Source organism: Pseudodesulfovibrio indicus (genome assembly GCF_001563225.1).
Lineage (GTDB): Bacteria > Desulfobacterota > Desulfovibrionia > Desulfovibrionales > Desulfovibrionaceae > Pseudodesulfovibrio > Pseudodesulfovibrio indicus.
Window position 1 is genome coordinate 2136727 of the sequence record NZ_CP014206.1, and the last position, 22039, is coordinate 2158765.

The 22039-nt window shown below is 64.2% G+C and carries 16 protein-coding genes; 12 read left to right on the forward strand and 4 right to left on the reverse strand.

Annotated elements, in window-relative coordinates; genetic code table 11:
* Positions 1–4 precede the first annotated feature (4 nt).
* The 4 genes from AWY79_RS09420 (at position 5) to AWY79_RS09435 (ending at position 4964) form a co-directional block, all read left to right on the forward strand.
* The gene (locus AWY79_RS09420) at positions 5–400 is read left to right on the forward strand and encodes a response regulator (RefSeq protein ID WP_066802833.1); all 396 of its coding nucleotides are present in this window, start codon (positions 5–7) and stop codon (positions 398–400) included.
* 177 nt (positions 401–577) lie between these two features.
* Positions 578–1765, forward strand: a complete 1188-nt coding sequence (locus AWY79_RS09425) for a PSP1 domain-containing protein (protein WP_066802835.1) — start codon at positions 578–580, stop codon at positions 1763–1765.
* Between the two features lie 41 nt (positions 1766–1806).
* Positions 1807–3747, forward strand: coding sequence for a methionine--tRNA ligase (metG, locus tag AWY79_RS09430; protein WP_066802837.1), 1941 nt, complete (start codon positions 1807–1809; stop codon positions 3745–3747).
* A gap of 434 nt (positions 3748–4181) precedes the next feature.
* Complete coding sequence (locus AWY79_RS09435) at positions 4182–4964, forward strand: hypothetical protein (protein ID WP_133987180.1); 783 nt, start codon at positions 4182–4184, stop codon at positions 4962–4964.
* 51 nt (positions 4965–5015) lie between these two features.
* Here the strand turns inward: AWY79_RS09435 and AWY79_RS09440 are convergent, their stop codons facing one another.
* From AWY79_RS09440 to AWY79_RS09450, 3 genes are all read right to left on the reverse strand, one after another.
* Positions 5016–5972, reverse strand: a complete 957-nt coding sequence (locus AWY79_RS09440; RefSeq protein ID WP_066802841.1) for a YbgA family protein — start codon at positions 5970–5972, stop codon at positions 5016–5018.
* 7 nt (positions 5973–5979) lie between these two features.
* Positions 5980–6930 (reverse strand): YbgA family protein, encoded by a 951-nt coding sequence (locus tag AWY79_RS09445; RefSeq protein ID WP_066802843.1) that lies wholly within the window; start codon positions 6928–6930, stop codon positions 5980–5982.
* Between the two features lie 124 nt (positions 6931–7054).
* The gene (locus tag AWY79_RS09450) at positions 7055–7336 is read right to left on the reverse strand and encodes a FeoA family protein (protein ID WP_066802850.1); all 282 of its coding nucleotides are present in this window, start codon (positions 7334–7336) and stop codon (positions 7055–7057) included.
* Between the two features lie 300 nt (positions 7337–7636).
* Between AWY79_RS09450 and carB the strand changes: the two genes are divergently transcribed.
* From carB to AWY79_RS09490, 8 genes are all read left to right on the forward strand, one after another.
* The gene (gene carB, locus AWY79_RS09455; protein ID WP_066802851.1) at positions 7637–10870 is read left to right on the forward strand and encodes a carbamoyl-phosphate synthase large subunit; all 3234 of its coding nucleotides are present in this window, start codon (positions 7637–7639) and stop codon (positions 10868–10870) included.
* A 28-nt stretch (positions 10871–10898) separates the two neighbouring features.
* Complete coding sequence (gene purF, locus AWY79_RS09460) at positions 10899–12311, forward strand: amidophosphoribosyltransferase (RefSeq protein WP_066802852.1); 1413 nt, start codon at positions 10899–10901, stop codon at positions 12309–12311.
* Between the two features lie 117 nt (positions 12312–12428).
* The gene (locus AWY79_RS09465) at positions 12429–13442 is read left to right on the forward strand and encodes a KpsF/GutQ family sugar-phosphate isomerase (protein ID WP_066802853.1); all 1014 of its coding nucleotides are present in this window, start codon (positions 12429–12431) and stop codon (positions 13440–13442) included.
* Between the two features lie 17 nt (positions 13443–13459).
* Positions 13460–14023: a YkgJ family cysteine cluster protein gene (locus tag AWY79_RS09470; protein WP_066807145.1), complete on the forward strand. Its 564-nt coding sequence runs from the start codon at positions 13460–13462 to the stop codon at positions 14021–14023.
* Between the two features lie 10 nt (positions 14024–14033).
* A complete protein-coding gene (locus tag AWY79_RS09475; RefSeq protein ID WP_066802854.1) occupies positions 14034–16382 on the forward strand; it encodes a penicillin-binding protein 1A in 2349 nt (782 codons plus the stop codon).
* Between the two features lie 16 nt (positions 16383–16398).
* Positions 16399–17181 carry a PhzF family phenazine biosynthesis protein gene (locus AWY79_RS09480; protein WP_066802859.1) on the forward strand — a complete coding sequence of 261 codons (783 nt, stop codon included), beginning with the start codon at positions 16399–16401 and terminating at the stop codon, positions 17179–17181.
* Positions 17182–17395: 214 nt separating this feature from the next.
* Positions 17396–17734 (forward strand): phenylpyruvate tautomerase MIF-related protein, encoded by a 339-nt coding sequence (locus tag AWY79_RS09485; protein WP_066802861.1) that lies wholly within the window; start codon positions 17396–17398, stop codon positions 17732–17734.
* Positions 17735–18040: 306 nt separating this feature from the next.
* On the forward strand, positions 18041–20035 hold the full coding sequence (locus tag AWY79_RS09490; protein ID WP_066802863.1) for a methyl-accepting chemotaxis protein: 1995 nt from the start codon (positions 18041–18043) through the stop codon (positions 20033–20035).
* Positions 20036–20045: 10 nt separating this feature from the next.
* On the opposite strand, the gene AWY79_RS09495 is transcribed toward AWY79_RS09490, so the two are convergent.
* Positions 20046–22028, reverse strand: coding sequence for a peptidase U32 family protein (locus AWY79_RS09495; RefSeq protein ID WP_066802865.1), 1983 nt, complete (start codon positions 22026–22028; stop codon positions 20046–20048).
* Positions 22029–22039 lie beyond the last annotated feature (11 nt).

The window sequence follows — 22039 nt, forward strand, 5'->3', positions numbered from 1 at the left end:
AGAAATGAAAGCGCTGATCGTGGACGACGACTTTTACAGCAGAAACATGATTCACGAGATATTGCGTCAGGTGGCCAAGTGCGACATTGCCGTGAACGGCGAAGAAGCCATCGAGGCGTTCCGCCGCGGCCTGCTCGACAAGGACCCCTACGACCTGGTCTGTCTCGATCTGCTGATGCCCGAACTGGACGGCCAGCAGGCGTTGCGGGAGATCCGCATCCTGGAGCAGGAGAGCGGCATCGGCCCCCAGAACGAGGCCAAGGTCATCGTCACCACCATGCTCGCCGACGAGAAGGAAACCCACGACGCCTTCTTCCTGGGCGGCGCCACTTCCTATCTGGTCAAGCCCATCGACGAGGACAAGCTTATGGGCGAGATCAAGAGTCTGGGCCTCGTGTAGCTTTTTTACCGAACGTTTTCGCGAGATTGCAACCGGATGTCGAGCTTTTGTCCCGGCGTCCGGTTTTCTGTTACTGTTCGGATTTGAAGTCGGAGCCGTTTTCTAATATGTTATTGCTCTTTGTTCGAAAATTACTCCCCCGCCCGGAGCGGGGTCGCCTATGCGGGATATAATTACATGAGCCAAATACTTGGTGTTAAATTCAATGATTACGGACAGGTCTACTATTTCGGTTCCGGCCCGTTCGTAGTCCGCGAAGGTCAGCACGTCATCGTCAAGACCGACCAGGGCATGGGATTGGGCAAGGTCATCCTGATTCGCCAGGCCCCCCAGGAGAACGAGGACGCGGACGGCGAGGGGTACAAGCCCATCTACCGCCTGGCCAACGACAAGGACATGGAGTCCGTGGCCGAGAACGACGAGCTCTCCCGAGAAGCGTTCAAGTTCTGCCGCGCCTGCATCAACAGCCACAAGCTCGGCATGAAGCTCGTCGACGTCGAGGTCTTCTTCGACCGCTCCAAGATGGTCTTCTACTTCACCGCGCCGGGCCGGATCGACTTCCGCGAGCTGATCAAGGACCTGGTCAAGGAATACCGCACCCGCATCGAACTGAGGCAGATCGGCGTTCGCCACGAGACGCAGATGCTCGGGGCCATCGGCAACTGTGGCCAGATCTGCTGCTGCCGCAGGTTCATGCGCAAGTTCGTGCCGGTGACCATCAAGATGGCCAAGGAGCAGAACCTGTTCCTCAATCCGACCAAGATTTCGGGTATTTGCGGCAGGCTGCTCTGCTGCCTGAGCTTCGAGCAGAAGGGCTATGAGGAGTTCCACCGCATGTGTCCGAGGGTGGGCAAGAAGTACCAGACCTCGCTCGGCAACGTGAAGGTCCTCCGGTCCAACTTCTTCAAGAAATCCCTCTCCTTGCTTGATGAGAACTTCGACGAGCAGGAAGTTTCCATTGACGAATGGAATGAAATAGTTAACAAGCCGCCCAGCGAAGAGGCCAAGGCCGAGGCCAAGTCTCGCACCGCCGGTCCCAAGGGACGGCGCGGCGGACGCAGGCCCGCCCGGGGCGACGACTCCCGGTCCGACTACGGTCGGGACAGGGACGAGAGCGGCCAGGATGTGGACCTCTCCAGCCTGGAGGACTCTCCCCAGGACAACAGTTTCGACGAACCCGTCCAAGAGGAACGGAAACGCCGCCCCCGGCGGGACAACGGGCCCAAGCCCGATGACTCCGCCCCCAAGTCCGCCGGTTCCGCCCCCAAGGCGGACGAGACCGGTTCCGGCGACAGCGATTCCGGCGCCGCCAACAAGCGCGGGCGCAGGCCCAGAAGGCGCAGGCGCAGGCCCCCCAGGAAATAACCTTCCCCCGGGGTGTTTTGTCACGACAAGGAGAATTCGATTTGCAACGTTTTTACATCACCACGCCCATCTACTACGTGAACGCCAAACCCCACCTGGGACACGCGTACACCACCACCGTGGCCGACAGCCTGAATCGCTTCCACCGGCTGATGGGTGAGGAGACCTACTTTCTGACCGGCACGGACGAACACGGAGACAAGATCGTCCAGGCGGCGGAGAGCAACGGCCAGACCCCGCAGGAGTATGTTGACGTCATCAGCAAGCTCTTCAAGGACCTTTGGCCGGGAATGAACATTTCCAACAACGACTTCATCCGCACCACCGAGCCGCGGCACAAGGAAGTGGTCCAGCAGATTCTGCAGAAGGTCTACGATTCAGGAGACATTTACTTCGGCGAATACGGCGGACACTACTGCTTCGGCTGCGAACGGTTCTACACCGAGAAGGAACTGGTCAACGGCATGTGCCCGGATCACCAGACCAAGCCGGAATACATCGCCGAGAAGAACTACTTCTTCAAGATGTCCAAGTACCGCGACTGGCTGCTGGAACACATCCGCAAGAACCCCGATTTCATCCGCCCCGAGCGGTACAGGAACGAGGTCGTCTCCCTGCTGGAGTCCGGCGAACTCGAAGACCTCTGCATCTCCCGGCCCAAGACCCGGCTGACCTGGGGCATCGAGCTGCCGTTCGACGCCGACTACGTGACCTACGTCTGGTTCGACGCGCTCATCAACTATGTGGCCGCCCTGGGCTACCCCGAAGGCGACAAGTTCAAGAAATTCTGGCCCGTGGCCAACCACCTGGTGGCCAAGGACATTCTCAAGCCCCACGCCATCTTCTGGCCGACCATGCTCAAGGCGGCCGGCATCGAGCCGTACCAGCACCTCAACGTGCACGGCTACTGGCTGGTGGAGGACACCAAGATGTCCAAGTCCCTGGGCAACGTCATCGAGCCGCTGGCCATGAAGGACGCCTACGGGCTGGACGCCTTCCGCTATTTCCTGCTGCGCGAGATGTCCTTCGGCCAGGATTCCAGCTTCTCCGAAAAGGCGCTGGTCGGCCGCCTCAACGCGGACCTCGCCAATGACCTCGGCAACCTGTTCAACCGCACTCTGTCCATGACCCACAAGTACTTCGGGGGGGCCATCCCCCGGCCCGAAGTGGAGGACGTGGTGGACGCCGAGATCAAGAAGCTGGGGCAGGCCGCCATGCAGTCCTTCCAGGACTTCTTCTCCGACCTCAAGTTCTCCCGCGCCCTCGAAGGACTGTGGGAGCTGGTCCGGGGCCTGAACAAATACATCGACGAGACCGCGCCGTGGGCCCTGTTCAAGGAAAAGAACACCGGCCGGTTGTCCACGGTCATCTACGTGCTCCTCGAAAACATGCGCAAGATCGCCGTCCATCTGTGGCCGGTCATGCCCGAGGCGTCCGAAAAAATGCTCGAACAGCTCGGCATCACCTTCGCCCCGGAAAAGATCAACCTGCCCAAGGAAATGGACGTCTGGGGACTGCTGGAGTCCGACACCGTCGTGGCCGAGACCTCCAACCTCTTCCCGCGCGTGGACCTGCCCGCCGAGGCCGAGCCGGAAAAGCCCGCCAAGGCCAAGAAGGCCAAAAAGGAAGCCAAGGCCGAAGCCGTCGAGGAAATCCCCGAGATCGACTTCGACGATTTCCAGAAACTCGACCTGCGCGTGGGCACCGTCCAGTCCGTGGAAAAACACCCGGACGCCGACCGGCTGCTGCTCGTCCAGGTGGATACCGGCGAAAAGGACCTGCGCCAGGTGGTGGCGGGCCTCGCCGACTACTTCCAGCCCGACGACCTCGTCGGCAGACAGGTGGTCGTGGTCGCCAACCTCAAGCCGCGCAAACTCCGCAAACAACTCTCCCGAGGCATGATCCTCGCCGTCAAAACCGAAAACGGCATGGAACTCCTGACCCCGTCCGGCCAAGTCGCCCCCGGCAGCAAAGTCAGCTAGCCTGAGAGTGTCGCATATCCCAAACGAAAGGGCCCCGAACGGGGCCCTTTCGTTTGGGATGCCTCCGGCGGCCAGAGGGGGGAAACTTTTGAAAAAGTTTCCCCCCTCTGGACTCCCCCCTTCCAAACTTTTTGTGTGCCTGCGGCAAGTCCGTGCGGGCGCGGGTTGGCGTGCGGGGCTGGTTTTTGAAAAGCGGCGTGAAACGGTACGCCCTTTCTTGACCCTCAAACCTCGCGAAGCGACCCAAAGAGTTTGGGAGGGGAGATGGGGATGGGGGTCCGGGGGAAGGGGAAGAGGGGAACCCTTTGCAAAGGGTTCCCCTCTTCCCCTTCCCCCGGCCGCCGGAGGCGCCTCCCGCCACATTGGCAAAGCCTTTGCAATATCGGGTTTGGGTACGTCCTAAGCGTCAAAAAATGGGCGGCCCGGGGTGGAACATGTATATTGAGAAGAGATTTGCCTCGCCCGGAGGGAACGGGCGGGACAGTGCATTCGCTTACGGTTCGGTCCGCTTCGACGGAGACTGGGACCTGGAGCCGGTGGAACGCGCGGTTCGCGACCGGGGCTTGCGGGTCCTGGCTTTCGAGGACCCGGCCATGTTCGCCGACCATGAGCGGGTGGTGGAAATGTGCACGGACATGCGCGTGCGCGACCTGAACGTGTTGTGGAGCGCGCGTCTGGACACCGTACCCACGGACGGGCTGCTCAAGGCCATGCGTCTGGCGGGTTGTCGCCGCGTGGCCATGACCCTCGGCCCGGACGAGGCGGTGGAAGGGCTGTTCTGGGCCAGGCGGTACGGGTACGACATCCGCATTCGCAACGTGGACGGCACGCCGTATACTGCGGAGCGGGTCACCTATTCCGTGTCCGAGCGCGAGGCCGTGGCCCTGCGGCTGCCGGGATTGCACGCGGCCCAGTTCGACCTGGCCGTGGCGTATTACAGGGCGGGCCGATACGCGGACGTGATGCTGCCGCTTGGCAAGGCCATGACGCTCCGTTTCCCGCTGAATGAATTGTGCCTCAACCTGCTGGCCTGTCTGTCCGCGGCCAAGCACTATCCCGACCAGGCGGCGGGTCTGCTCGACCAGGCAGGCTACGGCTGCCCGCACCCGGTGGTCTTCCGCAACCGGGAGCTGCTTCGGGCGTGGCTGGCCAGCGGCGGCGACCTCAAGGGCGTGCGGCTGCGGCTGGAGCCCGAGGAGTCGGCCTTCGTCGAATAGGCTGATTTTATGGATAAAGCCCCCTGTCGCGGTTGCGGCAGGGGGCTTTTTTCAGGCGTGGTTGCGCAGCTTCAGGTCCAGGGGGTGCGGGTTCAGGTAGTACTGGCCGCGCAGGTAGGCGTCGTCGTATTTGCGCACGTAGTGGTTGAGCAGGGTGACCGGGACGATGAGCGGAACCAGCTCGTTGCGGTAGTTGTCGATGATCTCCAGGCATTCCTGTTTTTCATCCGGGGAGAGCTGTTTCTTGAAGTAGCCCATGGCGTGCATGAGCACGTCCACGTTCTTGCGCACGGTGGGCTTCAGCGCCAGGGCCTTGGCCAGCCGTTCGTGGTATTGCCTGGCCAGGGCGTCCAGGCCGAGGTGTTTGCCGTCGGCCACCAGCTTGCCCAGTTCGCGGTAGCCTGCCACGTCGTGAGCGCGGACGAGCATCTTGTGCCGGGTGTGAAAATCGATGAGCGCCTTCATGGTCAGCCCCTGGTCCGCGAGCTGGTGCCAGCGGTGCTCCACAAAGATGCGTTCGATGAAATTGGCCCGGAGTCCCACGTCGTGGAGCCTCCCGTCGTCCTCCACCGGCAGGAGCGGGAACCGTTCCGTGACCAGGCTGGCGAACAGGCCGACGCCCGCATAGCTGACCGGCTGGCCCCCGTCCTCCGCATAGACCTTGACCCGGGACAGTCCGCTGGACGGCGACTTGGCCTTGAAGATGAAGCCGCACAGCCGTTGTTTCTCCAATTCATCGAGGGCGGGCCCGGCCCAGTCCCGCATGGTTGCGGTCCAGTCGCGGCCGGTCCGGTTGCCCACCAGGCGCGGGTTTTCCGGGGTGCCGACCAGCCGGACCGCTTCCCGCGGGACGCCCATGCCGCACCCGACCTCGGGGCAGACTGGGTGGAAATCGAGATACTTGGCCAGGGTGCCGGTGAGGTGTTCCGCCTTGGCGGCGGAGCCGTCGTAGCGGACGGGCTGTCCTGCCAGGCAGGCGCTGATGCCGATGCGAATGCGGTCGTCCATGGTCCCCCTAGGCGTGGTAGAGCAGCTTCAGCTCCGCCGGTTCCGGGTTCAGGTAGTACTGCTGGGCCAGGTACGGCTTGTGGTACTTGCGCGCGTAGTGGTTGAGCAGGGTGACCGGCATGAGCAGCGGAAGCTTACCGTTGGCGTAGTTGGTGATCATGGCCAGCAGCTCGCGCTTGTCCCCGTCGTCCAGGTCCTTCTTGAAGAAGCCCATGGCGTGCTGGAGCACGTCGCTATTCTTCCTGGCCGTGGTCTTAAGGGCCAGGGACTTGAAGAGCAGGCTGGCGTATGTCGCGAAGACCTCGTCCACGTTCTGCATGGTGCTTTCGCCCAGCAACCGCCCAAGCTCGCGGTAGCCGCGCAGGTCGTGGGCGCGGATGAGCATCTTGTGCCGGGTATGGAAGTCCACCAGCTGGCCGATGCGCTTGCCTTTTCCCAGGAGGGTCCGCCAGCGGTTGAGGACGAAGACCCTGCGGATGAAGTTGTCGCGCAGGAGGGGATTCTGCAATTCCTCGGAGGTGACCATGGGCAGCAGGGGGGCGTGCTCGGTGAGCTTGCGGGTAAAGAAACCGGGGCCGTGCTTGTGCGGCTTGCCGGTGGTGGAATATATCTTGGACTTGTTCTTGGCGCAGGACGGGGAACGCTGCCGGAGCACGAAGCCGCAGATCTCTTCCTCGTCCAGGCCGGGCAGGACGCGGTCCGCCCACTCGGACATCTTTTCGGTGAAGTCCTCGCCCGAATCATAGCCGATGAGCCGGATATCGCCCGCGCAGTCCGCCTGTCGGAGCTGCTCGCGGGGGATGCCCATGCCGCAGGCTATCTCCGGGCAGATGGGGACGAGTTCCACGTATTTGCTCAGGGTCTCGGCGAGATAGGCGCTGCGCCGGTGGCTTCGGTCCCAGCGGACCCTCTCTCCGGCCACGCAGGCGCTGACCCCGATCTTGATGGTCTCGGACATGCCTTGCCTCCCAATCGTTTGCGGGAAAGGGTAGCACCGGACGAAAACCGGAAACAAGTATAATTCACCGGGCGGGGGAAAGAATCGGGGAGGCGCCCCGGACGGAAGGCGGGTGAGGTTCGGTTCAGATCGCCCTGGCGCGCGGGCCGGGGCAGCAGTTGCAGCGCGGCCCTTCGTCGGAGTCGTCGGCCACGGCCATGATCTTGCCGGCCAGGCCGCAGCAGAGAACCACCTCGGAGCCGCGTACGCGGACCCGGCAGCCGGTGGGGCCGCCCGCAAGGACGGTGACCGGGCAGCCCGGCGTCATGCCCATGGCGAGCATGCGCGACCGCGCCTGGCGGCCGCCGTCGATACCTGCAATACGGACTACTGATCCCGTGGGAAAATCGGTCAAAGGCTTTTGCATCGCTGAACAATCCCTCAAAGTTTGCGTTGAGGTTGAGAGTAAGTATCAACCTCGATCGTGTCAACGGGAATCTGAGGAAGGATTTCAAGTCGCATCCGGGCGTGCCGTAAGCGGAGAAATGTGGCAGACTCCGGAGGGAGGAGAGCGGGGCCCCCCGGTATATAAGCATTGCGTTTCGGGGGATAACCTTATAATAAAGATTGCTTGTCCGGCAGGCGGCGAGGATGTCAGGCCGGGCAAGGGGGGAGGCCCTCGGCCGTACCCTCAAATATCGCCGTAACTTCAACTACTTCGAGCAGAATGCCTAAACGCACAGATATCAAGAAGATCATGTTGATCGGGTCCGGCCCCATTGTCATCGGCCAGGCCTGCGAGTTCGACTACTCCGGTACCCAGGCCCTCAAGGCTCTCAAGGAGGAGGGGTACGAGGTGGTCCTGGTCAACTCCAATCCGGCCTCCATCATGACGGACCCGGAGTTGGCCGATGCGACCTACATCGAACCCATCGAGCCGGAAACCGTTGCCCGAATCATCGAAAAAGAGCGTCCCGACGCTCTTTTGCCGACTTTGGGGGGACAAACCGGCCTGAACACGGCCCTGGCCGTGGCCGACATGGGCGTCCTGGACAAATTCAACGTCGAGCTGATCGGCGCGAATATCGACGTCATCAACAAGGCGGAATCCCGAGAGGAATTTCGCGAGGCCATGAGGAACATCGGGTTGGGCATGCCGGAGTCCGGCATCTGCCACAACATGGACGACGTGCGCGAGTGGGGCGAGAAGATCCCCTTCCCGATCATCGTCCGTCCCGCCTACACCCTGGGCGGTTCCGGCGGCGGCGTGGCCTACAACATGGAGGAACTGGAACAGATCTGCGCCAACGGTCTGGCCCTGTCCATGAAGCACGAGATCATGCTGGAACGCTCCATCCTCGGCTGGAAGGAGTACGAGCTTGAGGTCATGCGGGACAAGAAGGACAATTGCGTGATCATCTGCTCCATCGAGAACCTGGACCCCATGGGCGTGCACACCGGCGACTCGGTGACCGTGGCCCCGGCCCAGACCCTGACGGACGACGAGTACCAACGGCTGCGCGACGCCTCCCTGGCGGTCATGCGCGAGATCGGCGTGGAGACCGGCGGGTCCAACGTCCAGTTCGCCATCAACCCCGAGGACGGCGAGCTGATCATCATCGAGATGAACCCGCGCGTGTCCCGGTCCTCGGCCCTGGCCTCCAAGGCCACCGGCTTCCCCATCGCCAAGATAGCGGCCAAGCTGGCCGTGGGCTATACCCTCGACGAGATTCCCAACGACATCACCCGTGAGACCATGGCCTCCTTCGAACCGGCCATCGACTACTGCGTGATCAAGATACCCAGGTTCACCTTCGAGAAGTTCCCCGGCACCGAGGACTACCTGACCACGGCCATGAAGTCCGTGGGCGAGACCATGGCCATCGGCCGGACCTTCAAGGAAGCGCTCCAGAAGGGGCTTCGGTCCCTGGAGACCGGGCACCCCGGCCTGGGCAAGCGGTTCGACACCTGCGATTTCGACAAGAACGAGATCCTGAAACTCCTGCGGCGGCCCAACTCCGAGCGTATCTACGCCCTGCGCAACGCGCTGCTCTGCGGCATGACCGAGGAGGAGGTCTTCGAGGCCACCAAGATCGACCCGTGGTTCCTGCGCCAGTTCCAGGACATCATCGACCTGGAGCGCGAGCTGATCGAGTTCGGCAAGCGCGAGGGCGTGTCCAAGGACGCCGACGGCATGCCCGAGATGCTGCGCAAGGCCAAGGAGTACGGCTACTCCGACCCGCAGCTGGCGGCCATGTGGCGGACCAGCGAGGACGCCGTCCGCGCCCTGCGCAAGGAGCTCGCCGTCGAGCCGACCTACTACCTGGTCGATACCTGCGCCGCCGAGTTCGAGGCGTACACCCCATACTATTATTCCACCTACGAGACCGGCCAGGAGAACGTCCGCGACGAACGCAAGAAGATCGTCATCCTGGGCGGCGGCCCCAACCGCATCGGCCAGGGAATCGAGTTCGACTACTGCTGCTGCCACTCCTCCTTCACCCTGAAGGAGATGGGCGTGCAGTCCATCATGGTCAACTCCAACCCGGAGACGGTCTCCACCGACTACGACACCTCGGACAAGCTCTACTTCGAGCCGCTGACCTTCGAGGACGTCATGAACATCATCGAGTTCGAGAAGCCGGACGGCGTCATCGTCCAGTTCGGCGGCCAGACCCCGCTGAACCTCGCGCTGCGGCTGATGAAGGCGGGCGTGCCGCTGATCGGCACCAGCCCGGACGCCATCGACCGCGCCGAGGACCGCGAGCGGTTCAAGCAGTTCCTGAACAAGCTGAACCTCAAGCAGCCGCCCAACGGCACGGCCATGTCCATGGTCGAGGCGCGCGAGATCGCCGAGAAGCTGACCTTCCCGCTGGTCCTGCGCCCGTCCTACGTGTTGGGCGGCCGGGGCATGGACATCGTCTACTCCATGGACGAGTTCGACCATTACTTCCGGCACTCGGCCCTGGTCTCCCCGGAGCACCCGACCCTCATCGACAAGTTCCTCGAATACGCCATCGAGGTGGACGTGGACGCCCTGGCCGACGGCGAGGACGTGTACATCGGCGGGGTCATGGAGCACATCGAGGAGGCGGGCATCCACTCCGGCGACTCCGCCTCGGTCCTGCCCCCGTATTCCCTGTCGGCGGACCTCATCCGCGAGATCGAGCGCCAGACCATCGCCATGGCCAAGGAGCTGGGCGTGGTCGGACTGATGAACGTCCAGTTCGCCATCAAGGATCACGAGGTCTACATCATCGAGGTCAACCCGCGCGCCTCGCGCACGGTTCCCTTCGTGTCCAAGGCCACGGGCGTGCCCCTGGCCAAGCTCGCCACCCGCGTCATGCTCGGCGAGAAGCTCAAGGACCTGAAGCCCTGGGAGATGCGCAAGAAGGGCCACGTCTCGGTCAAGGAGTCCGTGTTCCCGTTCACCCGCTTCCCCAACGTGGACGTGCTGCTCGGACCCGAAATGCGCTCCACCGGCGAGGTCATGGGCATCGACCCGAGCTTCGGCCTGGCCTACATGAAGTCCCAGCTGGCCGCGGGCCAGAAGCTGCCCACCAAGGGCACGGTCTTCATGTCCGTCAACGACTGGGACAAGTCCAAGATCGTGCTGGTGGCCAAGGACTTCGAGGCCATGGGCTTCAAGGTCGCGGCCACGGGCGGCACCGCCGATTTCCTGGCCGAGAAGGGAATCCATGTGGAAAAGGTCCACAAGGTCCACGAGGGGCAGCGCCCCCACGTGGTCGACCACATCAAGAACGGCGCGTTCGACCTGGTCATCAACACCCCTTCGGGCAAGAAGACCGTGGGCGACGCCAAGATGATCCGCCAGAACGCACTGCTCTACGACATCCCCTACACCACCACGGTGTCCGGGGCGCGGGCGGTGGTCCAGGCCATATGTGAATTGCGTCAAACCGGGCTCCAGGTGAAGAGCCTTCAGGAATACTACGGCTAGCCAGGCCGCAGAGGACGAGAGAGTCTACATGAAAAAAGAGTATTGCGGTCTTTTCGGCATCTACGGAAACAAGGAAGCCGCGCGCATGACCTATTTCGGTCTGTACGCGCTCCAGCATCGCGGGCAGGAGTCCGCGGGCATCGTGACCTGGGACGGCGAGAAGATCCGCGAGCAGAAGGGCATGGGGCTGGTGGCGGACGTCTTCAACGAGCGTCATCTGAGCAAGGAGCTCAAGGGCGAGATCGCCATGGGCCACATCCGTTACTCCACCACCGGCGCGTCGCTGATCCGCAACGCCCAGCCGTTCCTGGTCCGCCACGGCGACCTGCGGCTGGCCGTGGCCCACAACGGCAACCTGGTGAACACCTACGAGCTGCGCTCCGAGCTTGAGGCCCACGGCTCCATCTTCCAGACCACCATGGACACCGAGGTCTTCGCCCACCTGATCATCAAGTATCTGCATGAGTCCGAGTCCATCGAGGAGGCCGTGGGCAAGGCCTGCCTCCAGGTGCGCGGGGCCTATTCCATGCTCATCCTGGCCAACGACAAGATGATCGCGGTCAAGGACCCCAACGGGTTCCGGCCGCTGGTCCTGGGCCGGGTGGGCGGCAACTACGTGTTCGCTTCCGAGACCTGCGCCTTCGACCTCATCGAGGCCGACTATCTCCGGCCGCTGGAAGCGGGCGAGATGATCGTGGTCCACAAGGGCAAGATGACCTCCCACCGGTTCGCCGAGCCGCGCCGGTGCTCCAAGTGCATCTTCGAGCTGATCTACTTCGCCCGGCCCGATTCCCACATCTTCGGCGACGTGGTCTACGAGCGCCGCAAGGCCATGGGCGCCATGCTGGCCAAGGAGGCCCCGGTGGACGCCGACATGGTCATGCCGTTCCCGGACTCCGGCAACTACGCGGCCGTTGGCTATTCCCAGGCCTCCGGGCTGCCCCTGGAGCTGGCCATGATCCGCAACCACTACGTGGGCCGGACTTTCATCCAGCCCTCCCAGGACATGCGCGACTTCTCGGTGCGGGTGAAGCTCAATCCGGTCAAGTCCATGATCCAGGGCAAGCGGATCATCATCATCGAGGACTCCATCGTGCGCGGGACCACCATCCGCGCCAGGGTCAAGAAGCTCCGCGAGCTGGGCGCGCGGGAGATTCACCTGCGGGTGAGCTGCCCGCCCATCAAGTTCCCCTGCTTCTACGGCATCGACTTCTCCTCCAAGGGCGAGCTCATCGCGGCCAATCATTCGGTGGACGACATCGCCCGGTTCATGGAGATCGATTCCCTCCACTATCTGTCCATCCCCGGCCTGCTCGACTCCGTGACCCAGGACGAATGGTGCCTGGCCTGTTTCGACGGGAACTACCCGATCCCCCTGGCCGATCGGATGGGCAAGGACTGCCTGGAGGCGTCTCCTGGCATTATCAAGGAATTCTGTTAGGCTGCATACGGAAACGCCGACCGCCCCGTGAAGGGCGGGCAGGAGCGGCGCCGGGTCCCGTCCGCGAGGGTGGGGCCCGTCGGTCGTTTTCCCCCGGCGAACCTGGAGAATCAATATATGGCTTGCATATCCGAGAACAAGGACTGGCCCGCGCAGGCGCGCGAGGTCCTGGACATCGAGATCCAGGGGCTTGCGGCCGTGCGCGACCAGCTGGACGGGGCCTTTGAGGCGGCGCTGACCGCCATGGCGCGGTGCACCGGCCGGGTGGTCATCACCGGGATCGGCAAATCCGGGCTGGTGGGCCGCAAGATCGCGGCCACCCTGTCCTCCACAGGCACCCCGTCCTTCTTTCTGCATCCGGTCGAGGGCGCCCACGGCGACATGGGCATGATCCGCAGCGAGGACGTGATCCTGGCGCTGTCCAATTCCGGCGGCACCGACGAGGTCAACGCCATCCTGCCGACCCTCAAGTCCCTGGGCGCGACGGTCATCGCCATGACCTCGAACCCGGCCTCGGCCATGGCCGGGCTGGCGGACATCCACATCACCGTGCGCGTGCCGCGCGAGGCGTGCCCCATGGGGCTGGCCCCGACCTCCTCGACCACCGCGCAGCTGGCCGTGGGCGATGCCCTGGCCGTCTGCCTCATGGAGTGGAAGTCCTTCGGCAAGGACGATTTCAAGCGGTTTCACCCCGGCGGCTCCCTGGGCCAGCGGCTGGCCACCTGCGTGGACCAGCTCATGCACACCGACGACCTGCCCCTGGTGAGCGACGGCGCGACCTTGAAGGAAGCGCTCGACGTCCTCAACACGGGCGGCCTCGGCCTGGTGGCCGTGGTGGACGATGACCGGATGCTCAAGGGCGTGCTCACCGACGGCGACGTGCGGCGCATGGTCTGCATCGGGACGCTGTCCGTGGACGGCCCGGTGAGCGCGGTCATGACCACCTCGCCCCGGCGCGCCAGGGCGGGCGAATCCTCGGCCCTGGTGCTCGACGTCATGGAGCGCAATCAGATCACCGTGCTGCCCGTGGTCCGAGAGGACGGCAGGCTGGCCGGGATGGTGCATCTGCACGACCTGCTCGGCAAGGGCGAACTGCGCTTCTCCGGCGGCAACGGCGGGGGAGCCGGTTGATCCGGCGGGAGCGCGTGGTGACCCGGACCCAGACAGGCGACTCGGACGTTTGCCGTCGGTGCTCCTTCCAGGGGCCGACCTGCTGCCGCATCACCCACGGCCAGGAGGAGTTCTGCTTCCCGCTCTCCCAGATCGAGAAGGAGCGCATCCAGGAGCACGTGCCCTACACCGGGGGATTCGTGCTCTCGCCCAACTCCAAGGCGTTCATCGACTACGCGTGCCGGTTGTTCCCGGGCGAGGAGCACCTGGTCCGCGAGATATTTCCCGAGGGCAAGGACCACTTCCGGCTGGCCGTCGATTCCATGGGCGCGTGCCGCTTCCTGGGACCGCTCGGCTGCGAGATTCCGGCCGAGGCCCGGCCCTATTACTGCCGCCTGTTCCCGTTCTGGATGGCCGGGCGGACGGTCACGCATTTCGACACCCCCACCTGCCTCGCGCGGCGGGAGGGCGGCACACTGACCCGAATCCTCGACATCCTTGACACGAGCAGGGCGACCGTGAAGGATTTGTACGGCCGGTTGCGCCTGGTCTGGGGATTGCCCCCGACCAAGGGCGGCAGCCCGGTCAAGAAAAGCTTTTGACGGATACTACATGAAAAAATTTCTCAAGATATTCGGCATCGTGGTCCTGGTCTGTTTCCTCCTCGGCATCGGCGGCGCCATCGCCGTCTACCAGTGGGCCGCCAAGGACCTTCCCGGCTTCAAGAACATCACCGATTACAATCCGCCCCTGGTGACCACGGTTTACGCCAAGGACAACCAGGTGCTCGGCTACTTCTACAAGGAGAAGCGGTTCCTGGTCACCCTGGACCAGATGAGCGAGTGGGTCCCCAAGGCGTTCCTGGCCGCCGAGGACGCCAGCTTCTACCAGCACGACGGGGTGGACATGACCGCCATCGTCCGCGCCTTCAAGGCCAACCTCATGGCCGGGCGCACCAAGCAGGGAGGCTCGACCATCACCCAGCAGGTGATCAAGCGGCTGCTCCTGACCTCCGAGCGCAGCTACGAGCGCAAGCTCAAGGAGGCCATCCTCGCCTTCCGTCTGGAGAACTACCTGACCAAGGAAGAGATCCTGACCATCTACCTGAACCACATCTTCCTCGGGGCGCACTCCTACGGCGTGGAGGCCGCCTCCCGCACCTATTTCGCCAAGCACGCCAAGGACCTGACCATAGCCCAGGCGGCCATGATCGCCGGGCTGCCCCAGGCTCCCACGCGCTACAATCCGTACCAGAATTTTGATCTCGCCCGGCAGCGCCAGGAATACGTCCTCGGCCAGATGCGCCGGCTCGGATGGATCACCGACGCCCAGTACGAGGAGGCCATGGCCGAGCCCATCGAGCTCAAGTCCATGGACGACCCGTCCTGGCAGACCGGCGCCTACTACCTTGAGGAGGTCCGCCGCTGGCTCATCGACCAGTACGGCGAGGACGCGGTCTACAACGGCGGCCTGACCGTCACCACCCCGTGCGACCTGAAGCATCAGGCCGCCGCGGAAAAGGCGCTGCGGCGCGGGCTGATCGATTCGGCCAAGCGGCGCGGCTGGCTCGGCCCCGAAGGCCATTTCACTCCGGCGGACGAACCCGCCGTCCTGGCCGAAGGTCCCCAGTCCACCGAGGGGATAACGGACAAGGACCGGCTGATGAAGGCGTTCGTCACCTCCGTCTCCCAGGACAAGGCCACGGTCAAATTCGGCCGGTTCAGGGGCGAGATTCCGGTCAAGGCCATGTGGTGGGTGCGCGAACCCGATCCCAAGAAGAGCCATGAGGACGCCCCCGACCCGACCGACGCCCGCAAGGTGCTCAAGAAGGGCGACGTGGTCTGGGTCACGGTGGCCGAAGCTCCCAAGAAGGAGGACGGCGTCTGGATGCTCGACCTGGAGCGCGAGCCCAAGGTGGAGGGCGGCTTGGTCTCCATGAAGCCCGATACCGGCGAGGTCCTGGCCCTGGTGGGCGGCTATTCCTTCGGCAAGAGCCAGTTCAACCGGGCCACCCAGGCCAAGCGCCAGCCCGGCTCCGCGTTCAAGCCCATCGTCTATTCCGCGGCCATCGACAACGGCTTCACCGCCGCCTCCATCGTGCTCGACGCGCCCATCGTCTACGCCAATGACGCCGAGGGCAAGCTGTGGCGGCCCGAGAACTACGAGGGGTCCTTCGAGGGCCCGACCCTGCTGCGCACCGCCCTGGTCAAGTCCAAGAACCTGTGCACCATCCGCGTGGCCCAGAGGATCGGCATCCGGACCATCATCGACCGCGCCAGGGCCATGGGCCTGGAGTCCGATTTTCCGCCGGACCTCTCCGTGTCCCTGGGCTCGTCCGTGGTCACGCTCATGAATCTGTGCGAGGCGTACACCACCTTCCCGCGCGGCGGCTCCTACATCAAGCCGCGCACGGTCCTGTCCGTGAAATCCGCCTGGGGAGAGGAACTTTTCTCCTCCAAACCGGAGACTGTGGACGCCATCAGCCCCCAGACCGCGTACATCATGGCCACCCTGATGAAGCAGGTGGTCCAGTACGGCACCGGCTGGCGGGCGCGGGTGCTGGGCAGGCCCCTGGCGGGCAAGACCGGCACCTCCAACATGGAGCAGGACGCCTGGTACATGGGCTACGCCCCGTACCTCCTGACCGGCGTGTACGTCGGCTTCGACGAGCTGACTCCCATGGGCAAGTGGGAGACCGGTTCGCGCGCGGCCAGCCCCATCTGGGTGGACTACCGCAAGCAGGTCGAGGATGATTATCCCTACGAGGACTTCACCCAGCCGCCGGGAATTGTTATGGTCCGCGTGGACGGCAAGACCGGAAAGCTGGCCACCCCGTCCTCGTCGGAGGAATACTTCCTGCCGTTCAAGGTGGGTTCCGAGCCCACGGAGACGGCACCGTCCTCCGGCGCCAACGGGGAGGGACCGGCCTCCGACGACGACCTGTTCAAGCAAACCTTCTAGGCATTCGGGAGGCGTCATGGAATTGGAACTGTACCAGGTAGATGCATTCGCAGAGGGCGTGTTCAGCGGCAATCCCGCCGCGGTCATGCCGCTTTACGAGTGGCTCTCCGATGAGTTGATGCAGCGCATCGCCATGGAGAACAACCTTTCCGAGACCGCCTTCTTCGTGCGCAAGGGCGAATACTTCGAGCTGCGCTGGTTCACCCCGGAGCTGGAGATCGACCTCTGCGGCCATGCCACCCTGGCCAGCGCCCACGTGCTCTACGAGTACCTCGACTACACCGATCCGGTGGTGGTCTTCGAGACCCGGAGCGGAAGGCTCTTCGTGGACCGCGAGGGCGACCTCTATTCCATGGATTTCCCGGCCTGGCCCTGTTCCGGCATCCAGGTCACCGAGCGGGTGGCCAAGGCCCTGGGCGCGCGCCCGGCCGAGCTGTACATGGGCAGCCGGGACATGATGGCCGTGTTCGAGTCCGAGGATCAGATCCGGGCTCTCGCCCCGGACTTCCGGCTGGTGGCCCAGCTCGACGGCATGTGCCTCATCTGCACCGCTCCCGGCCTGGACCACGACTTCGTGTCCCGGGTGTTCGTGCCCGAGGTGAACATCCCCGAAGATCCGGTCACCGGCTCGGCCCACTGCACCCTGGTGCCGTACTGGGCCAAGCGGCTCGGCAAGTCGAAGCTCCTTTCCTACCAGGCCTCGGCGCGCGGCGGTTTGCTGCAATGCGAAGACCTCGGCGACCGCGTGAAGATCGCGGGCAAGGCCGTGACCTACATGAAGGGAACCGTCATCCTGTAACCGGCTGTTGAAACACGGCGATCTGCTTCGTTAAGTGAATCGCCGGCGATTCCTGGAGCCGTGCAAGATCATATGACTTCGTTATGCTGCAAAGAGTTCAAATCCACGCGTACGGGGAGTGCGCTTCGGCCTTGAACGGTTTTTGCGCCTCGCATCTCACCATTTTTGAACAGCCGCAAGATTGGTTTGTTAACGAATTTCAACGGAGGATTTCATGCCGTTCATCAAGGTCGAAACCAATGTCCGGGTCGAAGACCGGACCGCCTGCTTGAAGAAGATTTCCGCCCTGGCCGCCGACATCCTCGGCAAGCCGGAGTCCTACGTCATGGCCGTGCTGGAGCCGGAGAAACCGCTCCTGTACGGTGGTACGGACGACCCCGCGGCCTACGTCAGCCTGGGCTCCATCGGCCTGCCGGAAAGCCGCACCCCGGAACTCTCCGCCGCCATCTGCGGTTTCCTGAACGCGGAACTGGCCGTCCCGGAGAACCGCATCTACATCGCGTTCAGCGACATCGAACGCCACCTCTTCGGCTGGGACGGACGGACCTTTTAGCGGGTTTCCTCCCGCCCTTTCCTTTAGTCCGATCCCCTCGGGTACGCTGCCGAGGACGAAAAACCGGTTTTCGAACCGGTTTTTTTCGTTCGCGGCGTTGCCCGACCAAAGGGGGAACCTGTTTGCGATGCATGACCCTCTGTGCGGGGCCGGAAAACCCCCGCCGGGCGCGGGTTGGCGGTCGGGCAAACGCGCCAGCCTGATTTTGCCCGATTTTGCGTAATTAATACATTGAAATATTTGAATAAAAATCTGCACGCAATTTGCACATGGCAGCACCATTCTGTTCATCATTTGGGAGTAGTCATGAGCATTAAAAGCAAATTGGTTCTGGTATTCGTGTCCGTGCTGACCGGGTTGGTCGGCATCTTTGCGGTCAACTACGTGGGCGGGCTGTATGTGGTGAAGACCAGGGAGCTGACCGCGCTGGCCAACGACGGCGCGGCCCTGTTTCTTCAGGCCAGGCGGCATGAGAAGAACTTCCTGCTGCGCAAGGAAGAGCAATATACGGCCAGGGCGCTCGAAAACGCCGAGGAATCGGCCCGCATCCTGGAGGAAATCGGAAGGAGAAAGCCCGGTCTGGCGGAATCCTGCCGGAGCGCCCTGGAGTTGCTGAAGCGGTATGAGGACGCGCTTTCCAGGGTGAACCGGCTTTCCGTGGAGATGGGGCTGACCATGAAGGACGGGCTGCGCTGGGCGTTCATCCAGGCCGCCCGCAACATGGAGGCCGAGTTCTCGCGGGCCGAAATGAGCACGGATTTCGTCATCAAGCTGCTCCAGATGCGCCGACACGAGAAGAACTACATCATTCGCGGCGACGAGCAGTACGTGGGGCGCGTGGACAAGGGTGTGGAGGAGCTGCGCGGTCTGCTCGCCTCGGGCTATTCACCGGAGGAGAGCCGCGGAGCCCTGAACGGCCTGAAGGGATACCAGGACGCCTTCCACACCTACGTGGGCAAGGAGAAGGAGATCGCCGGGCTGACCGCCGGGCTGGTGGAGGCCGCGCGCTCGCTCGAGCCGGTCTGGGCCAGGATCGCGGACAGCAGCGCGGCCCAGTCGCGCAGCGACGAGCAGCTCATCGACTACATCGTCGTGGGCGTGGAGCTGACCGTGGGCGTGACCATTCTGCTCCTGCTCCTGTGGGTGCTCCGGTCCATCAACGACCCGCTGGTGCGGCTCAACGCCTATGCCCGGACCGTGGCCGAAGGGCGGCTCGACGTGGAGCCGCAGGGACGGTTCGTGGCCGAGCTGGACGAGCTGAAGGGCGTGCTGGTGAACATGGTCGCGAACCTCCGCGCCGTGATCGGCGAGGCCCGCGCCATGGAGGAGGACGCCCGCAACCAGGCCGAGGCCGCAGGCCTTGCGCGCGACGAGGCCCTGGCCCAGCAGGAGCGGGTTCAGGCGCTGATGGAGCGGATGGGCGAGGCGGCGCGCGGTGCGGACGTGGTGTCCAAGCGACTGACCTCGGTGTCCCACGACCTCAAGGGCCGAACCGAGGAGATCGCCGGGAGTTCGTTCACCCAGCAGGAGCGCATGGCCGAGTCGGCGGCCGCCATGGAGGAGATGAACGCCACGGTCGGCGAGGTGGCCATGAACGTGGACGACGCCTCGGCCATGGCCAGCGAGGCGAGCGCCGAGGCCAGCCAGGGCATCCTGGTGGTGCAGCGGGCCGAGGAGTCCATGTCCGAGGTGGCCGGGACCGTGTCGGTGCTGGAGGCGGGCATGGCCCGGCTCGGTTCGGACACCGAATCCATCGGCCAGGTCATCAGCGTCATCAACGAGATCGCGGACCAGACCAACCTGTTGGCCCTGAACGCGGCCATCGAGGCCGCCCGGGCGGGCGACGCGGGCAGGGGGTTTGCCGTGGTCGCGGACGAGGTGCGCAAGCTGGCCGAGAAGACCATGGTCGCCACCAAGGAGGTGGAGGAGCGGATCACCGCCATCCAGGAGGCCACCGGGCGCAACATTCGCGACGTGAAGGAGACCTTGTCCCATGTGGCAGCGGCCAACGGCGAGGTCGGGAATTCGGTCACCGCCTTCAGGAACATCCAGAAGTTTTCGGCGGACGTGGCCTCGCGGATAGAGGGCATCGCCATCGCCGCCCGCCAGCAGTCCGCCGCCTCGGAGCAGATCAGCGGCGCGGTGCTGGAGGTCAGCCGACTGGCCTCGGACACGGCCGAAGCCGTTCAGGAGTCGGCGACCGCCATCTCCGGCCTGACCGCCATGGCCGAGAGCCTGCAGGCGATCATCGGCGACTTGAACAGCGGGGAACCGATGGCGGAGCAGCCGCAGCCCGCGTGACCGGGCCGTTCTAGAGCAGCTTCAGCCGCCAGTTGAACTCGCTGGTGCGGTTGGGCCGGGGGACGTTCCGGGGCCAGGGTTCGAGCATGGTCACGAAGGTCTTGAAGCCCATCCGCTCCAGGGTCCGGGTCTCCTTGGTCAGGTCGATCTCCCAGCCCGGGTAGATCCAGTTGTTCTGGCCGTACTTGCGCACAAAGGCGACCTCGTTCATGGGCGATTTGATGGACTCGTCAAAGGGCACCGAGTCGGCCAGGAACCGGGAGATGCCGAAGGGCCACATGCCCTTGATGACGAAGCCGAGCTGGAGCGGCGGGTTCTGGCTGACGGCCTGGAGGTCTTCCAGCGGCAGCTCGGGATTGAGGATGGCCGAGGAGCAGCCCAGGGAGCGCATGACGTCCAGGGCGAGCCGGTTGGAGAGGTTGCAGAACGGTCCGGCGACCAGGGTCACGCCCTTGCGGTCCTCGAAGAACGCGGCCTGCCACGGGGCGTTGAGCACGAACTCGCGCGCGCCCTTGCGGGTGGCCTCGCGCAGCAGCGAGCGGTACTTCTTGTCCTCGTCGGGCCAGATGACCGGCGGCAGCCACCATTGGGCCTGGGAGACGGTCTTGGCGGGCGTCTTGCCGAGCACGGACTTCTCCAGCCAGAAGGCGGGCCGGTCCCAGAAACGGCCCTTGGGCGGCTGGCGGAACAGGCTGATGGATTCGGGCCGGGTCTTTTTTCGCGGGGCGGCCTTGGGCCAGGTGGGGGTGAAGGTCGATTCCTTCGTCTCCGGGGCCGGGAAAAGGGCCAGCTCGCCGTCCAGTTCGCGGAGGCGCTTGACCAGCTCGGGTTCGCGCCGGTCCACGAGAAAGACCTTGGTCCCGGTGGGCAGGGGCGGGCCGACGTGCTTCTTGGAAAAGGGGATGTCCATGCGCCCGCGCTTGGGCACGCGGCGGCGGATGGGGATGGTCCGGTGGCCGGGCTGGTCCTCATACCCCACCCGGATCAGGTCGCCGGTCTCCAACTGTTCTCGCGGCTCGAAATAGAGTTTTTTCTGGTCCCGCTTGATCTCTCCCACGAGCCTGCCGGAGCTGGTTTCCTCCTTGGGCTGGATGGGCTGGAACGGGCGCTGGGGCAGGAACAGGGAATGGCTGGTGGGGCGGCCCAGGGCCTGGTCCAGCAGGTCCACGGCGGTCTTCTTGGCCTGGGCGTCCTGCGGGTTGTCGCGCAGCATGCGGTAGGCCATGACCGTATAGTAGACGTAATGGGGACCCTTCTTGCGGCCTTCGATCTTCCAGGCGGTGACGCGCTCCATGGAAAGCAGGGGCTTGGTCAGCACGTCCAGGGAGAGGTCCGAGCAGGAGAAGAGGCGCTCCGCCTGCTCCTTGCCTCGGGTGTAGAGGCGGCGGCAGGGCTGGACGCAGCGGCCGCGCAGACCGGACTTGCCGCCCAGGTAGCTGGACCAGTAGCAGCGCCCGGAGACGCAGTGGCAGAGCGCGCCGTGGACGAAGATTTCCAGGTCCAGGTCCTTGGGGCAGGCGTCGGCCATGAGCTTGACCTCGTCCAGGTTCAGCTCGCGGGGCACGACCACGCGGCTGGCGCCGAGCTTCTTGGCCACGGCCAGGCCGGCGGGGTGCGACAGGTTGGCCAGGGTGGAGAGGTGCAGCTCGCCCGTGAAGCCCGCCTGCTTGGCCAGGGTCAGCATGGCCAGGTCCTGGACGATCAGGGCGTAGGGCTTGACGTTGCGTTGCAGCCGGTCGATGAGCCTGCCCGCGGCTTCGGCGTCATTGGGCTTGACCAGGGTGTTCATGGCGACGTAGGTCTTGGTGCCCCGGTCGCGGCCCAGGCTTGCCAGCTGCGTCAGCTCGCTGATAGAGAAGTTCTGGGCCTGCATGCGGGCCGAAAAGTGTTTCAGTCCCACGTAGACCGCGTCCGCCCCGGCCGCGACGGCGGCCAGGTAGGCGTTCTTGTCCCCGGCGGGGGCCATAATCTCCGGTATATGCTTTTTGCTCATAAGGTATCTGT

Bases quoted from the DNA above. Each gene is read 5' to 3' on its own strand.
- AWY79_RS09485 (WP_066802861.1), top strand. From the start codon at position 17,396: ATGCCGTTCATCAAGGTCGAAACCAATGTCCGGGTCGAAGACCGGACC.
- AWY79_RS09445 (WP_066802843.1), bottom strand. From the start codon at position 6,930: ATGTCCGAGACCATCAAGATCGGGGTCAGCGCCTGCGTGGCCGGAGAG.
- AWY79_RS09425 (WP_066802835.1), top strand. From the start codon at position 578: ATGAGCCAAATACTTGGTGTTAAATTCAATGATTACGGACAGGTCTAC.
- AWY79_RS09490 (WP_066802863.1), top strand. From the start codon at position 18,041: ATGAGCATTAAAAGCAAATTGGTTCTGGTATTCGTGTCCGTGCTGACC.
- AWY79_RS09420 (WP_066802833.1), top strand. From the start codon at position 5: ATGAAAGCGCTGATCGTGGACGACGACTTTTACAGCAGAAACATGATT.
- AWY79_RS09465 (WP_066802853.1), top strand. From the start codon at position 12,429: ATGGCTTGCATATCCGAGAACAAGGACTGGCCCGCGCAGGCGCGCGAG.
- AWY79_RS09435 (WP_133987180.1), top strand. From the start codon at position 4,182: ATGTATATTGAGAAGAGATTTGCCTCGCCCGGAGGGAACGGGCGGGAC.
- AWY79_RS09480 (WP_066802859.1), top strand. From the start codon at position 16,399: ATGGAATTGGAACTGTACCAGGTAGATGCATTCGCAGAGGGCGTGTTC.
- carB (WP_066802851.1), top strand. From the start codon at position 7,637: ATGCCTAAACGCACAGATATCAAGAAGATCATGTTGATCGGGTCCGGC.
- AWY79_RS09495 (WP_066802865.1), bottom strand. From the start codon at position 22,028: ATGAGCAAAAAGCATATACCGGAGATTATGGCCCCCGCCGGGGACAAG.
- AWY79_RS09475 (WP_066802854.1), top strand. From the start codon at position 14,034: ATGAAAAAATTTCTCAAGATATTCGGCATCGTGGTCCTGGTCTGTTTC.
- purF (WP_066802852.1), top strand. From the start codon at position 10,899: ATGAAAAAAGAGTATTGCGGTCTTTTCGGCATCTACGGAAACAAGGAA.
- AWY79_RS09440 (WP_066802841.1), bottom strand. From the start codon at position 5,972: ATGGACGACCGCATTCGCATCGGCATCAGCGCCTGCCTGGCAGGACAG.
- AWY79_RS09450 (WP_066802850.1), bottom strand. From the start codon at position 7,336: ATGCAAAAGCCTTTGACCGATTTTCCCACGGGATCAGTAGTCCGTATT.